At 71.1% G+C, this 15412-nt stretch carries 11 protein-coding genes; 6 read left to right on the plus strand and 5 right to left on the minus strand.

The genetic code is table 11. From position 1 onward, the window contains the following. Positions 1-41: 41 nt before the first annotated feature. The 3 genes from ACIQ7Q_RS13010 to ACIQ7Q_RS13020 form a co-directional block, all read right to left on the minus strand. A complete protein-coding gene (locus ACIQ7Q_RS13010; protein ID WP_403859637.1) occupies positions 42-416 on the minus strand; it encodes a hypothetical protein in 375 nt (124 codons plus the stop codon). Between the two features lie 77 nt (positions 417-493). After that, positions 494-910 carry a YybH family protein gene (locus tag ACIQ7Q_RS13015; RefSeq protein WP_403859640.1) on the minus strand — a complete coding sequence of 139 codons (417 nt, stop codon included), beginning with the start codon at positions 908-910 and terminating at the stop codon, positions 494-496. Positions 911-1064: 154 nt separating this feature from the next. Continuing rightward, complete coding sequence (locus ACIQ7Q_RS13020; protein ID WP_403859643.1) at positions 1065-1457, minus strand: NUDIX domain-containing protein; 393 nt, start codon at positions 1455-1457, stop codon at positions 1065-1067. Between the two features lie 404 nt (positions 1458-1861). Here ACIQ7Q_RS13020 and ACIQ7Q_RS13025 point away from each other — a divergent pair, with 404 nt between their 5' ends. From ACIQ7Q_RS13025 to ACIQ7Q_RS13045, 5 genes are all read left to right on the plus strand, one after another. After that, positions 1862-3409, plus strand: coding sequence for an alpha/beta fold hydrolase (locus tag ACIQ7Q_RS13025; RefSeq protein WP_403859646.1), 1548 nt, complete (start codon positions 1862-1864; stop codon positions 3407-3409). Positions 3410-3421: 12 nt separating this feature from the next. Continuing rightward, entirely contained in the window at positions 3422-5032 is a 1611-nt protein-coding gene (locus tag ACIQ7Q_RS13030) for an alpha/beta fold hydrolase (protein ID WP_403859649.1), read from the plus strand. 236 nt (positions 5033-5268) lie between these two features. Next, positions 5269-9030: an ABC transporter ATP-binding protein gene (locus tag ACIQ7Q_RS13035; protein WP_403859652.1), complete on the plus strand. Its 3762-nt coding sequence runs from the start codon at positions 5269-5271 to the stop codon at positions 9028-9030. Between the two features lie 404 nt (positions 9031-9434). Then, a complete protein-coding gene (locus ACIQ7Q_RS13040; protein WP_403860526.1) occupies positions 9435-9782 on the plus strand; it encodes a hypothetical protein in 348 nt (115 codons plus the stop codon). A gap of 170 nt (positions 9783-9952) precedes the next feature. Beyond that, on the plus strand, positions 9953-11428 hold the full coding sequence (locus ACIQ7Q_RS13045; protein ID WP_403859655.1) for a S28 family serine protease: 1476 nt from the start codon (positions 9953-9955) through the stop codon (positions 11426-11428). A gap of 86 nt (positions 11429-11514) precedes the next feature. Here the strand turns inward: ACIQ7Q_RS13045 and ACIQ7Q_RS13050 are convergent, their stop codons facing one another. Both ACIQ7Q_RS13050 and ACIQ7Q_RS13055 read right to left on the minus strand, forming a co-directional pair. Then, positions 11515-13335, minus strand: a complete 1821-nt coding sequence (locus ACIQ7Q_RS13050) for a glycoside hydrolase family 3 protein (protein ID WP_403859658.1) — start codon at positions 13333-13335, stop codon at positions 11515-11517. 154 nt (positions 13336-13489) lie between these two features. Then, positions 13490-14401 (minus strand): LysR family transcriptional regulator, encoded by a 912-nt coding sequence (locus ACIQ7Q_RS13055; protein ID WP_403859661.1) that lies wholly within the window; start codon positions 14399-14401, stop codon positions 13490-13492. 97 nt (positions 14402-14498) lie between these two features. Here ACIQ7Q_RS13055 and ACIQ7Q_RS13060 point away from each other — a divergent pair, with 97 nt between their 5' ends. Beyond that, positions 14499-15410: an EamA family transporter gene (locus tag ACIQ7Q_RS13060; protein WP_403859664.1), complete on the plus strand. Its 912-nt coding sequence runs from the start codon at positions 14499-14501 to the stop codon at positions 15408-15410. Positions 15411-15412 lie beyond the last annotated feature (2 nt).

The following is a 15412-nucleotide window of genomic DNA, read 5'->3' on the forward strand; positions in this document are numbered from 1 at the left end:
GGCGGGGCCGGGTCACACCCCGGTCTCCGGGGATCAGTGCCTCACTTCTGCAGCGTGTGCGTGGGCGCGTACTTGACCATCTGCTGGTGGTAGCCCTCGCGGAACTGCGTCACCTGCGCCGCGTCGAGGCTGTGCAGGTGCCTGCCGTTGGCCGGCAGGAAGTCCGGTATGGAGCGGAACAGCTCATCGGCGGCCTTCACATGGTCCCGCCCCCGCGCTCGCGCCCGGAGCAAGTGCTCCGCAGCCTCCTGGAGCAGGCCCGGGATCTTCTTGGACGGACTGCGCTGCACCTCCACGCGGGGCTGCAGTTCCGCGAGCTTGCTGTTGCCGGTGCCGGTGCCGATGGCGCAGAGCGCTTCCAACGTCGCGTACAGCTGTCCGCAGAGCTGCGCGGGCGTGGGCTTGGCGTCGGCCATGGGACTCCCCCTCCTCGTCGGTCCGTCCGACGACTGCCGAGAGTCACTACCCACGGCCGATGGCTGTGGAACGCCGGTCAGGCACCGTCCCCGACGGCCGTGGTGTCGGCGAAGGAGTGGTGCTCGTGGGCGACGACCCATCGGCCCTGCTCCTTGCGCAGCCCGGCGCTGAGCCGCAGTCGGGTCTCCGGACGGTCGGTGAGCTCCTTCGGGGTCCCGCAGCGCAGCAGGGCGTGCGCGAAGGCGACGTCGGTGCCTGCGGTGACGTCGAGGGAGAGGATCTCGAACGCCGCGCCCTGCGCCTGCCACTCGAAGAACGGCGGCCACGTCTCGCGGTAGGCGTCGATACCCCGGACGCCCTCGTGAGGCGGCGGTACGTCGAACATCACGATGTCGTCGGCATGATCCACGAGGACGGCCTCCAGGTCCCCCTTGTGCACGGCCGAGGCCCAGCGCTCGATCAAGCCACGGATCTGCTTCTCGTCGTCAGTCATGGTTCTGCCCCTGTCGGGTGGCGGTCTCTACAAGGAGTTCTCTACAAGGTCGACTCCGCCGCCCGCCCGAACTCATCGCCGGCCCGTCGCCTCGCCGCCCCGTTGGGAACGAAGCCGAGGTGGACCGGCTCGGGGTGGGTGTTGCGTGCCTCGGTCAGCCCGGCCAGAAGGGCGGGCAGCTCTGTGGAGGCCACAGCGCGTCGGCCGGCGCGGCCGGCTCGTGCCGGGTCCACCAGCGCCAGTGCAGGATCCTGTCCTCGGCGTGGGCGGCGGACACATCGCCCGTCGGTTCCCGTCGCGGACCGTGGCCGAGGTAGATGTGCTCGTGCCGGCGCACGGGGACGCCGGCCCGGGTGAAGTCGTGCTCCCAGGTGCACAGCAGCGGACCGGGCTCCAGGTCCGCCCATCCGGTCTCCTCCCGCAGCTCCCGCCGCGCCCCGTCGCGCGGGTCCTCAGCCGCTTCCAGGCCACCACCGGGCATGGCCCAGTGGACCCCGACCTCTTCGTTGTCGTAGCGGAACAGGACCGAACCGGCGGGATCGAACACGGCAACGCGCGCCGCGTGGCGAGGAGTTCGCAGCCCACTACTCAATCACGCCGCGCCGGTGCCGCTGGCCGCAGCCGGGATCCGCCGGTCGGCCAGGGGGCGCTGCGGATGGCGAGTCGGTCTGCCGGCGGGCCGGCAGCGGGAGTTCGCCGACCGGCCGAGGTGCCCGTGGTCCGACCGGACTCCTCGGCGGGGTGGGCCGGTGACCCTGGTGACTCCGGCGAGTGGGATGCGGCGCGACTCCCAAACGTGTCGGACGGGCCGGAGGGTTACGGGCTGTGACCGGTCCGGATGCACCCGCACGCGGCGCCCGGTAGCGTCAAGGAGCGCGCGTTCCGCCCCAACCGTTTGAGGCCTGGCCCTGTCAGTGGCCGCCGCCGACGCCGGCACAGGAACGAGATCACATGCCGAAGCACAGCATCCACGCGGTGACTGCCGCGGCCGCTCTGGCCTGCCTGGCAGCATTCGGTCCCACACCGAGCAGTGCCACATCACCGTCCGCCCGGGCCGGCGGGCCCAGCCCGGGCGCTCCCCGGTTCGTGCCCGGCGACTGTCCGAAGCCGCCCGAGCCCATCGAAGCGCTGAGCAAGGCAGGGTGCGGTTTCCTGGAGGTCCCCGAGAACCGCTCCCGCCCCGGCGGCCGGACCATCAAGCTGGCTGTGGCGGTCATCCCGGCCGCTGCGGAGAAGCCCGCCGCGGACCCGGTGGTGTTCATGGCGGGCGGCCCCGGTGCCGACACGTTCGACGACATTCCGTTCCTCATCGACTCCGGCCTGAGCAAGGACCGCGATCTGATCATCATGGCTCAGCGCGGCAACCTCTACGACCAGCCGAACCTCGCCTGTCCGGAGGTCGACCGGTTCAACGCGCAGTCCGTGGGCCTGGGCCATGACTCACAGCAGGCGGAACAGATCATGCTGAAGGCGGTGACGGACTGCCGGGCCCGCCTGACGGCCGACGGCATCGACCTGAGCGCCTACAACACCACCGAGAATGCAGCGGACTTCGCCGACCTGCGCAAGGCACTGGGCATCTCCCGGTGGAACGTCTACGGGTACTCCTACGGCAGCAACCTGGCCCTCACGTACCTGCGCCTGCACCCCGAGGGAATCCGCGCGGTGGCGATCGACTCGATCACACCTCCCCAGGTCGTGAACCTGCCGTGGACATGGACCAGCACCGCCGAGGGAATCCACAACATCTTCGAGGCGTGCGCGGCTCAGCCCGCCTGCAAGGACCGGTACCCGGACCTGCCGCTCCTGCTGACGGAGCAGGTGCGCAAGCTGGAGGCTCACCCGCTGACGCTGAACGTCACGACGCCGGACGGAGGAAAGCCGGTCAGGACCGTCCTCGACGGGGGCGCGCTGCTGAACCTGATCGTCGCCTTCACCCCCCGGCCCAAGGACGTCCCGGCGGCGCTCGACGAGCTCAGCCACGGAAACCCGGAGCGCTTCGCTCAGGCCCGCGCGGCCGGCTCGGTCCAGAAGGCCGGCGAGTTCGCGCACGGCCTGACGAACTCGATAGCGTGCGCCGAGTGGGCTCCGGGATATTCGGAACCCGACGTGCGGAAGGCGGGGCAGAACGCTTTCCCCGGGTGGCCGGACACGGTCCTGGCCCAGCCGCCACAGCTGCCCTTCCAGTACCCGGTGTGCGGGATCTGGAATGTTCCGGACCGCGCGAAGGTCCAGCGGGTGGCCACGGTCAGCTCGGTGCCGGCGCTCGTCGTCTCCGGCACGTTCGACGCGAAGACCGGGGCCAGTTGGGCGAAGGGCGTGGCCCGCAACCTGACCCGCTCGACCGTCGTACAGGTCCCCGGAATCGGCCACTGGGTGGTCCCGCAGTCGCCGTGCGCGCAGCGCGTTCTGGCGTCGTTCTTCGCTCGCCCGACCGCGCCCGACACCAGCTGCGTGGACGGTCTCGAGCCCGCACCGTTCACGATCACCCCGAAATGACCGGGAGGGCAGATGACTCGCCACCACGCGCCCCGTCGTCGGCGCACCGTACGACAACTCCAGGCCAGGTCGGCCGGCATAGCGACCGGTCTCCTCGTCACCGGCCTGCTGGCAGCGCCCGCCCCGGCACTGTCCCGCACCGGCGGCGACGCCGGCCCCGACGCGCCGATCGGCACGGCCGCCCGCACGGTGGGCGACGCCCGCTACGAACCGGGCCCCTGCCCCAAGACGCCGGAACCGATCGAGGCGCTCGAGGACGCCCGGTGCGGAACACTCACCGTGCCCGAGAACCGCGCCGAACCGAACGGCAGAACGATCGAACTCGGCGTCGCGATCGTGCCCGCCGCGTCCGCCACACCGAAGCCCGACCCCATCGTGTGGCTCGCGGGCGGACCCGGGGACGACGCGGTCGGGGAGGCGAAGATGGCGATCGACGGCGGCCTGAACCGCGACCGCGACGTGATCCTCATGTCCCAGCGCGGTACGTACTCGGCCGAGCCGAACGTCCTGTGCCCCAACATCGACGCGTTCAACGCACGCGCGGTCGGCCTCGTCCACGACGCGCCGTCCACCGAACGCCTGCACGTCGAGGCCACGAAGACCTGCCACGACCGTCTGGCGGCCCGCGGGATCGACCTCAGCGCCTACAACGACACCGAGAGCGCGGCCGACTACGACGACCTGCGCACCGCGCTCGGCATCAAGCAGTGGAACCTGTACGCCATCTCGTACGGCACCCACCTGGCGCTGGTCTACATGCGCCTGCACCCCGACGGGCTCCGCTCGGCGGGCCTCGACGGCATACTGCCGCCGTCCAGGTCCGGGTCGGCGGCGACCTGGAGCAGCGCCCGGCAGGGTTTCGACGGCCTGTTCAAGGCCTGCGCGGACCAGCCCGCGTGCAACAAGCGCTACCCGAACCTCTCGGCCACATTCGACAAGCTCGTCCGTGGCCTGGAGGCCAAGCCGGTCACCACCACCGTCACCATCCCCGGCCACGACAAGCCGGTGAAGGTCGTACTGGACGGCGGAGCCCTCGTGAACTGGATGACCTCCGCCACCCATGTGGCGCCCCAGGTACCCGCCGCCCTCGACGAGCTGGCCAACGGCAGGCCGCAGCGGATCGCCCAGCAGTACGCGGGCGGCAAACTCAGCCCGGCGGCCATGGGCAGGGTTGCGCACGGTCTCGTCTACGGCGTCTTCTGCAGCGAGTGGACGCCGTACGAGAGCCGGGACGAGGCGCTCCGAGGCGGACAGGAAGCGTTCCCGTCCTTCCCCCGCTCGGTGCAGGCCCAGGCTCCGCAGCTCACGTTCCTCCGTCCGGACTGCGAGGTCTGGAACGTCCCCGCGGCGGCGCCCTCGATCCGGGACGCCACGCGCGGCGACATCCCCACCCTCGCCCTGTCGGGCAGCTTCGACGCCCAGACCGGCGCGGACAACGGGCCGTACGTCGCCCGCACGCTGAGCAGGGCCGAGGTGGTCACGGTCCCCTACGAGCCGCACGTGGTGTTCGCCACGTCGAAGTGCGCCCAGGAGATCGCCGTCTCGTTCTTCGACACCCCGGATGCGGCGAAGACCGAATGCCTGAAGAGCCTCAAGGCGCCCGAGTTCGAGATCGGGGCCTGAAACCGGGTCGTCACCCCTGGCTCTCCGCCTGGAGACCGCGCCTCGTTGCCGACTGACGCGAACGCAGCGGGCGCGGCGCCGGGCCTCGTGGGCCCGGCATGATCCGGAAGACACGGCCTACTAGGTCCTTGGACCGGTCTTTGTCGCGGTGGGATGAAATCAGCCGCTCCCCGCGTTGGTGCCTTCCGGAAGATCAGGCCCGCAGGGCCGAGGCAGAATCAACGGGGAGGCATCACGTGGAGGCGGCACCAGCAGCGCAAGGATGGGCGCGGCGGCTGTCCGGGTACGCCTGGCGGTACCGGCGGAATGTCGTGCTCGCGCTCGGGTCGTCGCTGGGCGGCATGGCCGTCATGGCGCTCGTGCCGCTGATCACCAAGGTCGTCATCGACGACGTCATCGGCGCGAAGACACGGTCGCTCTCCACATGGACCGGGCTGCTGATCGCGGCCGCCGTGGCCGTGTACGTGCTGACGTACATCCGCCGCTACTACGGCGGGCGGCTCGCCCTCGATGTGCAGCACGATCTGCGGACAGAGATGTACGCGACGATCAGCCGGCTCGACGGGCGGCGGCAGGACGAGCTGTCCACCGGGCAGGTCGTCGGGCGCGCCACCAGTGATCTTCAGCTGATCCAGGGTCTGCTCTTCATGCTCCCGATGACGATCGGCAACTTCCTGCTGTTCGCCATCTCGCTCGTCATCATGGCGTGGCTGTCACTGCCTCTGACCTTGATCGCGCTCGCCGTCGCCCCCGCCCTGTGGGTCATCGCCAAGCGCAGCCGCACCCGGCTGCATCCCGCCACCTGGTACGCGCAGAGCCAGGCCGCGGCCGTCGCCGGGGTCGTCGACGGGGCGGTCAGCGGTGTGCGGGTCGTGAAGGGCTTCGGGCAGGAGGAGCAGGAGACCGGCAAGCTCCGCGAGGTGAGCAGGAAGCTCTTCGCGGGTCGGCTGCGGACGATCAAGTTCAATGCCCGATACACGCCTGCCCTGCAGGCCGTCCCCGCGCTGGGGCAGGTGGCCATGCTCGCGCTGGGCGGCTGGCTGGCGACGAAGGGCGAGATCACGCTCGGTACGTTCGTCGCGTTCTCCACGTATCTCGCGCAGCTCGTCGGGCCGGTCCGGATGCTGGCCATGGTGCTGACCGTCGGGCAGCAGGCCAGGGCCGGTGTGGAGCGGGTCCTGGACCTCATCGACACCGAGCCGACAATCAAGGACGGTACGAAGGAGCTGCCGGCGGACGCCCCGGCCACGGTCGAGTTCGACGACGTGAGCTTCGAGTACGCGGACGGCAAGCCGGTGCTCGACGGCTTCTCGCTGGAGATCGCGGCCGGTGAGACCGTCGCCGTCGTCGGCGCCTCCGGCAGCGGCAAGTCCACCGTTTCGCTGCTGCTGCCCCGCTTCTACGACGCCACCCGCGGGGCCGTCCTCGTCGGCGGCCACGACGTGCGGGAGCTGACCTTCGACTCGCTGAGGTCCGCGATCGGACTCGTACCGGAGGACAGCTTCCTGTTCTCGGACACGGTGCGCGCCAACATCGCGTTCGGGTATCCCGAGGCGACCCAGGAGGAGATCGAGAAGGCCGCCCGCGCCGCTCAGGCGGACCGTTTCATCGCCGAGCTGCCCGACGGCTACGACACGAAGGTCGGCGAGCACGGCCTCACCCTCTCCGGCGGCCAGCGCCAGCGCGTCGCACTCGCCCGGGCCATCCTCGCCGACCCCCGGCTGCTGCTCCTCGACGACGCCACCTCCGCCGTCGACGCCCGCGTCGAGCACGAGATCCACGAGGCCCTGAGGCACGTCATGGCGGGCCGTACGACGCTGCTCATCGCCCACCGGCGCTCGACCCTCAACCTCGCCGACCGCATCGCCGTCCTCGACGGCGGGCGGCTCGCCGACATCGGCACGCACGAGGAGCTGGAGCGGCGCTCCGCCCTGTACCGGCGGCTGCTGACCGACCCGGACGAGTTGGGCGGCGTCTCGCCCGGTCACGTCCTGCGGGAGGCGGTGCGCGAGCCGGACGAGGACCGCACCGTACGCGACGAGCTCGACGCCGAGTTCGACGTCCAGCGCGGCATCACCCCCCACCTGTGGGTCCGCGACGAGCACGCCGAGGAGGCCAAGGAGGAGCCCGGCGCCACGCCGGAACTGCTTGCACAGGTCGAGGCGCTGCCCCCCGCGACCGACACCCCCGACATCGACGAGGCGCGGGCCACCCGCCCCGAACCCGCCGCGGAGCGCGCGGGCGAGGGCGGCCGGCTGCGGGCCGTGCTGAGCGGCTTCGGGCTGCCGCTGCTGGTCAGCCTGGCGCTGGTGGCCGTCGACGCGGGCATGGGCTTGCTGCTGCCCGTACTGATTCGGCACGGCATCGACGAGGGCGTCGAGCAGGTGGCGCTCGGCGCCGTATGGGCGGCCTCGCTCCTCGCGCTGGCGACCGTGCTCGTGCAGTGGATCGCGCAGACCGGCGAGATCCGGATGACCGGCCGTACCGGCGAGCGTGTTCTGTACTCGCTGCGGCTGAAGATCTTCGCGCAGCTCCAACGACTCGGCCTCGACTACTACGAGCGCGAGCTGACCGGCCGGATCATGACCCGGATGACGACGGACGTCGACGCGCTGTCCACGTTCCTGCAGACCGGCCTCGTCACCGCGTTCGTCTCCGTCGTCACGTTCTTCGGCATCATGGTCGCCCTGCTTGTCATCGACGTGGAACTGGCGCTCGTCGTCTTCGCGACACTGCCCGTCCTGATCCTCGGCACGTACTTCTTCCGCAAGCAGAGCGTGAAGGCGTACGAGCTGGCACGCGACCGCATCAGCGTCGTCAACGCCGACCTCCAGGAGTCGGTCTCCGGCCTCCGGATCGTGCAGGCGTTCCGCCGCGAGCGTGACGGTCTGCGCAACTTCTCGTCCCGCAGCGACAGTTACCGTGAGGCCCGGGTGCGCGGCCAGTGGCTGATCTCGGTCTACTTCCCCTTCGTGCAGCTGCTGTCGTCGGTGGCCGCGGCGGCCGTGCTGATCGTGGGCGGGGCGAGGATCGAGGCCGGCACGCTGACCACCGGCGCGCTCGTGGCCTATCTCCTCTACATCGACCTGTTCTTCGCGCCGGTGCAGCAGCTCTCCCAGGTCTTCGACGGCTACCAGCAGGCGGCCGTGTCGCTGCGCCGCGTGCAGGAGCTGCTGCGGGAGCCGACCTCGACGGCCCCGGCGCGTGAGCCGCAGGAGGTGAGCGCTCTGCGCGGAGAGATCGCCTTCGAGGACGTGTCGTTCGCGTACGGCGACGACGAGGAGGCCCTGACCGGTGTCGACCTGCGGATCCCGGCCGGACAGACCGTCGCGTTCGTCGGCGAGACCGGTGCCGGCAAGTCGACTCTGGTGAAGCTGGTGGCGCGGTTCTACGACCCGACGAGCGGCCGGGTCACCGTGGACGGGCAGGATCTGCGGGAGCTGGACCTCACCGCCTACCGGCACCGCCTCGGGGTCGTCCCCCAGGAGGCGTATCTGTTCGTCGGCACGGTCCGCGACGCCATCGCCTACGGCCGTCCCGGCGCGAGCGACGCCGAGGTGGAGGCCGCCGCCCGTGCCGTCGGCGCACATGACATGATCGCCACTCTCGACGGCGGCTACCTCCACGAGGTCTCCGAACGCGGACGCAACCTCTCCGCCGGCCAGCGCCAGCTGATCGCCCTGGCCCGTGCCGAACTCGTCGACCCGGACGTGCTGCTGCTCGACGAGGCGACCGCCGCCCTGGATCTCGCCACGGAGGCACAGGTCAATCAGGCGACGGACCGGCTGACCGGCCGGCGCACCACCCTGGTGGTCGCCCACCGTCTCACCACCGCGGCCCGCGCAGACCGGGTGATCGTGATGGACCAGGGGCGCGTCGCGGAGGACGGCACCCACGACGAGCTGCTCGCCCGCGACGGCCGGTACGCAGCGCTGTGGCGCACGTTCATCGGGGCGGGCATAGAGGGATTGGGGGAGGACGAGCCCGCGGCGGTGTGACTGCTCGGGTTCCGGCGGTTCCTCGGGTTCCGGCGGTCGTCGTCCACCGGACGGTCCGGCTCGTCCTCGACCGGCGGCGCGGCGGCTTCGTCGACGTCGGGTGGCACACGGGCGGCCACCACCGGCGGCAACCCGGCCTCCACCGGCACCGTTTCGGCGCTCCCTCTCGTGAGTGCCGTGCGCGCGGCGGCACAGTCGTCGCGCCGCGTCGCCGCCGGGCGGAAAGCCGGTAGCAGGTGGGAGCGGAGGGGCGGCAGTGGCCGCAACCATTCACGCCCCGTACGCGTCGTACGCGTGTACGGGGCGTACGCATGTGTACGGGGCAGTGGGGAGCAGGCGTGTTCGAAGCGGCGGGGAACAAGGGCACAGGACGGCCGGCGCGGCGCGCAAGGCGCCTGCTGGCGATGGTCATGACGGCCGCGGTGATCACCGTCGCCGGCCCGGCGGTCGGCAGCGCGGAGGCCGCCGCGCCCTGCCCCGGCCGGCTGGTGAAGAAGGTCGCCTTCTCCACCGGCGAACTGCGCGTCTACAAGCAGGGCGACTCGGTCTGTGCCGTCACCCTCGCCAAGCGCCCCGGCGCCAGGCGCTCCATGTCCGTCTCGCTCCAGCCCCGTGGCGGCTGGACGGAGACGGACAGCGGACGGTTCACCCGGCAGGCCGGGCCCGTCACCGTGCACGCCCGCAACCGCTGTGTGCGGGCCACTGGTTCGGTCTCGGGCACCTCGCGCGCCACCGGGTGGATTCTGTGCTGATGCGCCCCTGAGCCCCAACCGGGTCTGGCGGGGCAGGTGTTACCACCGCTAGGGTCCTGCTTCCGGATCAGGCCGGAGTAGTGAGCGGTGCCACGGCACGCGAGCCCGGCATGATCCGGAAGCAGGGCCCTGGGGTTCACCGCGACCGCTTGACATCAAGGGGAGGGTGAATGCGCAAGGCGCTCAGATGGCTGCTGTCGCTCGTGGTGCTCATAGGCACTGTGAGCGCGGCCGGCGCGACGGCCAACGCGGCTACCGCCGCCGGACCGGCGACCGGCACGGACATCGCCACGCAGGTCGGTTCCGAATCCGGCACCGGCACGGACATCAAGGACCGGGTCCTGGCGATCCCGGGGATGAGCCTCATCGAGGAGAAGCCGTACCCGGGTTACCGGTTCTTCGTCCTCAACTACACACAGCCGGTCGACCACCGGCACCCCTGGCGCGGCACGTTCCAGCAGCGGATCACCCTGCTGCACAAGGACACGTCCCGCCCCACCGTCTTCTTCACCTCCGGCTACAACGTGTCGACCACGCCCCGCCGCAGTGAGCCGACGGCCATCATCGACGGCAACCAGGTCTCCCTGGAGTACCGCTTCTTCACGCCCTCGCGGCCCGCGCCCGCCGACTGGTCCAAGCTGGACATCCGACAGGCCGCCGCCGACCAGCACCGGGTCTTCAAGGCACTGAAGAAGATCTACTCCAAGAAGTGGATCTCCACCGGCGGCTCCAAGGGCGGCATGACCGCCACCTACTACGAGCGGTTCCACCCGCGCGACATGGACGGCGTCGTCGCCTACGTCGCGCCGAACGACGTCGTGAACAACGAGGACCGGGCGTACGACCGCTTCCTGGCGAACGTCGGCACCGCCGAGTGCCGCACCAAGCTGAACGCGGTTCAGCGCGAGGCACTGGTACGGCGCGAGCCGCTGACCGACCTCTACGAGACGTACGCGGCTGACGGCGGATACACCTTCGACACCGTCGGCAGTCTGGACAAGGCGTACGAGGCCGTCGTCCTCGACTTCGTCTGGGCATTCTGGCAGTACAGCCTGGTCTCCGACTGCGACACGATCCCGGTCGCGGCCACCGCCTCCGACCAGGAGATCTTCGACACGATCGACGCCATCTCCGGCTTCTCCGCCTACGCCGACCAGGGACTTGGCACCTACACGCCGTACTACTACCAGGCGGGCACCGAGCTCGGCTCGCCGGACATCCGGCAGCCCCACCTGGACGGTCTGAGCCGCTACGGCTACCAGCCCCCGCGCAACTTCGTGCCGCGCGACATCCCGATGCGCTTCAAGCCGCAGGTGATGAAGGACGTCGACAGCTGGGTGCGGCGCAACGCCGACCGGATGATGTTCGTGTACGGCCAGAACGACCCGTGGGGCGCCGAGCCGTTCCGGGTCGGCAAGGGCACCCGCGACAGCCACGTCTTCACCGCGCCCGGCGCCAACCACGGCGCGAGCGTCGCCGGCCTGGTGGCGGACGAGAAGGCCGAGGCGACCGCCGCGATCCTGCGCTGGGCGGGCGTCGCCCCGGCCGCGGTCCAGGAGGACCCGGCGAAGGCCAGGCCGCTGGCCAAGGCCGACGCGAAGCTCGACAGGCGCGACCTGGAGCGCGAGCCGCTGCTGCGCCCGTAGCCGCCGCTCACCGCTCGGCTCGAAGGGGCCGTGCTCGCCGTTCGTACGAACGGCGAGCACGGCCCCCTCGTCTGCTGCCGCGTCCGCTACCGGTACGACAGCCCGTGGCCGATCGGGAACAGCACCTGCGACGGGTCGTCCGCCCGCTGCACCGGCACCGGCAGGCGCCCCTGCGGCTCCGCCCTGCCCGCGATCACACGGGCGGCGGCGCGCACTTCGACGTCGGTCCACGAGTAGCTCGCCACCGCCGCCGCGACCCCGTCCAGCCGGGCGACGTCGTACGGGTTGCGGATGGCGAGCGCCACCACCGGGACGCCGGTCGCCACCAGCGCCGCGACGAGCGTGCGTTGCGAGCTGGTCGCGGTGACGTTGTACGTGCCGACGACAACCACGTCCTTGCCCTCCGCGGCCGCCACCGCCTCCGCGATCCTGGCGCTGTTCGGCGCGGTCCCGGTGGACAGTGCGGTCGTCCGGAAGCCCAACTCGCCGAGGGCACCGGCCAGTACGGTGGTCGGCGGCCCGGTCGTTCCGCTGGGCGATGCCGGGTCGGCGCCCACCACCAGGACCTCGCGGTGGTTGCGGCGGCTCAGCGGCAGCAGCCCGTCCGGGTTGGTGAGCAGTGTCGTCGTCCGCTCGGCGATCCGGTCGGCGGCGGCGAGATGCGCGCGGGTGCCGACGGTGCGGTCCACTCCCCGGTGGGAGACGAACGGGTCACGGAACAGGCCGAGTTTCTCCTTGAGCAGCAGGATGCGCAGGATCGATTCCTCGATGCGCGCCACGCTCAGCTCGCCACTCTTGACCGCGTCGAGCACCGCGTTCCACGCGACCGCCAGGTCCGGCGGATTGAGCAGCTGGTCCACCCCCGCGAGCAGCGCGAGCACGGGGACGCGGTGGTCGCCGTACTTGTCCCGTACACCCTGCATGTTGAGCGCGTCGGTGACCACCACCCCGTCGTAGCCCAGCTCCTCGCGCAGGATGCCGGTGAGGATCGGGCGGGACAGCGTCGCCGGATCATCGCTCGGGTCCAGCGCGGGGAACTGGATGTGCGCCGTCATGATCGAGTCGATTCCGGCGGCGATCGCTGCCCTGAACGGCGGTGCGTCGATCTCCTCCCACTCCTGGCGGGTGTGGGTGATGACCGGGATGCCGGTGTGGCTGTCGACGGTGGTGTCGCCGTGCCCGGGGAAGTGCTTGGACGTGGCCGCGATGCCGGCGCTCTGGTAGCCCTTGACCTGGGCGGCGACCAGTCCCGCGACCGCTGCCGGGTCCGCGCCGAAGGACCGTACGCCGATGACCGGGTTGGCGGGATCGACGTTCACGTCGGCGACGGGGGCGTAGTTCTGGACGATGCCCATGGCGGCGAGCTCGCTGCCCGCGATCTGCGCGGCCTTGCGGGCGGATGCCGCGGACCCGCCCGCGCCGAGCGCCATCGCGCCCGGCATGAGCGTGGCCGGCTTGCCGATGCGGGCGACGATGCCGTGTTCCTGGTCGGTGGAGATGAGCAGCGGCACGGGAGTGGGCTGGGCGAGCCCGGCCCGTTGAATTCCGTTGGAGAGGTCGACGATCTGGTGCGGTTCGCGGGTGTTGTGCGCCCAGGCGAAGTAGATGATGCCGCCGACGTGGTACTCGGAGATGAGCTCCGCGGCGTTGCGCACGCCGATCTCTTCGAGATTCAGGTCGACGTCGGTCTGGTCGGGGTCGGTGGCGGAGTGCCCGTAGACCCGCATCACGAAGAGCTGGCCGACCTTCTCCTCGAGGCTCATCCTTGAGATGAGCCGTACCAGCCGGGCCCGTGTGCCGCGGGAAGCGGAGGGCGCGGCGAGGGCGGGCGCCGCACTGGCGACGGCGGTCGCGGCGACGGCGGTCGCGGTGAGAAGAGTGCGTCTGGAGAGGTTCCGGTCGTGCACTGGTGCTCCTTCCGGCCTTGCTCGACTTGCTCGACAGGGGAGTTGCACAAGGGAGTTGAAGGAAACTTCCAAGGTGACACGGATATCCGGAAAGTAACTGCCAGGTCAAGGCCCCGCGCACAAACATCACCGAACCGGCGGGGCGGGCCCCGCGTCAGGCGCCGGCGGAGATGTCCGGCCACAGCCTCTGCAGGGTCCGCACGGTCTCCGTGATCGCCGGCCGCCTTGCCGCCCCCGCACGCCACAGGGCGTGCAGTCGGCGCGTCGGCACCGGTGCCAGCCGTACGGCCACGACCTGCGGCGGCAGCTGCCCCCGGCCCAGCCGCGGGACCAGGGCCACACCGAGTCCGGCGGCCACGAGAGCCACCTGAGTGTGGTTCTCCTCCGCCTGATGGGCGATCAGCGGCTCGCAGCCCGCCGCGCGCAGCGTGCGCAGCAGCCAGTCGTGGCAGACGGTGCCCGGCGGCTGGGTGATCCAGCGCTCGTTCTTGAGGTCTTCGCGGCGTACGGAATCCGCGGCGGCCAGAGCATGGCCGGCCGGCACCAGCACGTCGCACATGTCGTCGCCGATCACGGCCTGATCGACTCCGGGCGGGGTCGGCAGCGGGGCGATGTCCCAGTCGTGCGCCACCGCCAGGTCGATGGCGCCGCGGGCGACGAGATCGACGGACAGGTGCGGGTCGACCTCGTGGAGGCGGGCGTCGAGGGTGGGGTGCCGACGGGCGAGGTCGGCGAGGACGTACGGCATCAGACCGCGCGCGGCGCTCGCGAAGCAGGCGATCGACAGCCGCCCCGTCGGCGCGCCGCGCCGTTCCTCCAGCCGGACCTCGGCCTCCTCCACCAGGGACAGCAACTGCTGGGCGGTCTGTGCCAGTTGCCGCGCCTCGTCGGTCAGCCGGATGCCGCGGCCCTCGCGTTCCAGGAGCGTGGTGCGGGTCTCCCGCTCCAGTTTGGCGATCTGCTGCGAGACGGCTGACGGTGTGTAGCCGAGCGCGGACGCGGCGGCGCCGACCGTGCCGTGGACGGAGACGGCGTGCAGGGCGCGCAGCCGACCGAGATCGAGCATGGTCGCTCTCCTCCCTGTTCCATTCAGCAGCGCTTCATCCAACCATGAAGGAATCCGCGCTGGTGCTACATGGTCCCAGGGCGTGATGCTCGATGCCATGCGTCCCGCTCATATCGTTCTCGCTGCCCTGGTCGCCGCCGTCTGGGGAGTCAATTTCGTCGTCATCGAGATCGGCCTCGACCGCTTCCCGCCTCTGCTGTTCTCGGCCCTGCGCTTCCTCGCGGCCGCCCTGCCCGCGGCGTTCCTCGTCGGCCGGCCGAAGGTCGCCTGGAAGTGGATTCTCGCGGTCGGGCTGGTCCTGGGCGTCGCCAAGTTCGGGCTGCTCTTCACGGGCATGGACCAGGGCGCCCCCGCCGGCCTGTCCTCCCTGATCCTGCAGAGCCAGGCGGTCTTCACCGCCCTGTTCGCCTTCGCCGCCCTCGGGGAACGTCCCGGCCGCGTAAGGATCCTGGGCATGGCCGGGGCGCTGGCCGGCATCGCGGTCGCCGCGATCGACGAGGGCGCTTCCGGTCCGCTCCTCGGCTTCGTCCTGGTCATCGCCGCGGCGGCCTGCTGGGGTGTCTCGAACGTCCTGACCCGCAAGGCGTCCCCGCCGGACGCGCTGAACTACATGGTGTGGGTCAGCGCCGTCCCGGTGCTTCCGCTGCTCGCCCTCTCCCTCCTCATGGAGGGCGCGGAGCGCGACCTGGACGCCCTGCGCTCGCTGGACCGGACCGGCGTCGGCGTGATCCTCTACGTCGCCTGGATCACCACGATCTTCGGCTTCGGCGCCTGGGGCTGGCTGCTGCGACGGCACCCGGCGTCCTCGGTGGCCCCGTTCTCCCTCCTCGTCCCCGTCTTCGGCATGTCGTCGGCGTACCTGATCCTCGGCGAGCCCGTGAGCCCCCTGCGCTGGTGCGCCGCGGCGCTCCTGGTCGGCGGTGTCGCCCTGACCTCGCTGCCGGGCCGGCGGAAGCCGGCTGTAACGGGCGGACACAAGGAGGAGCCGCTGACGGCGGCCCGGGCGTGAGA

Source organism: Streptomyces sp. NPDC096176, assembly GCF_044763255.1.
Classification (GTDB): Bacteria; Actinomycetota; Actinomycetes; order Streptomycetales; family Streptomycetaceae; genus Streptomyces.

What these genes read in the sequence shown, in the direction of transcription:
- ACIQ7Q_RS13010 (WP_403859637.1), bottom strand. Translation starts at nt 416, where the DNA reads ATGGCCGACGCCAAGCCCACGCCCGCGCAGCTCTGCGGACAGCTGTAC.
- ACIQ7Q_RS13015 (WP_403859640.1), bottom strand. Translation starts at nt 910, where the DNA reads ATGACTGACGACGAGAAGCAGATCCGTGGCTTGATCGAGCGCTGGGCC.
- ACIQ7Q_RS13025 (WP_403859646.1), top strand. Translation starts at nt 1,862, where the DNA reads ATGCCGAAGCACAGCATCCACGCGGTGACTGCCGCGGCCGCTCTGGCC.
- ACIQ7Q_RS13030 (WP_403859649.1), top strand. Translation starts at nt 3,422, where the DNA reads ATGACTCGCCACCACGCGCCCCGTCGTCGGCGCACCGTACGACAACTC.
- ACIQ7Q_RS13040 (WP_403860526.1), top strand. Translation starts at nt 9,435, where the DNA reads ATGGTCATGACGGCCGCGGTGATCACCGTCGCCGGCCCGGCGGTCGGC.
- ACIQ7Q_RS13045 (WP_403859655.1), top strand. Translation starts at nt 9,953, where the DNA reads ATGCGCAAGGCGCTCAGATGGCTGCTGTCGCTCGTGGTGCTCATAGGC.
- ACIQ7Q_RS13055 (WP_403859661.1), bottom strand. Translation starts at nt 14,401, where the DNA reads ATGCTCGATCTCGGTCGGCTGCGCGCCCTGCACGCCGTCTCCGTCCAC.
- ACIQ7Q_RS13060 (WP_403859664.1), top strand. Translation starts at nt 14,499, where the DNA reads ATGCGTCCCGCTCATATCGTTCTCGCTGCCCTGGTCGCCGCCGTCTGG.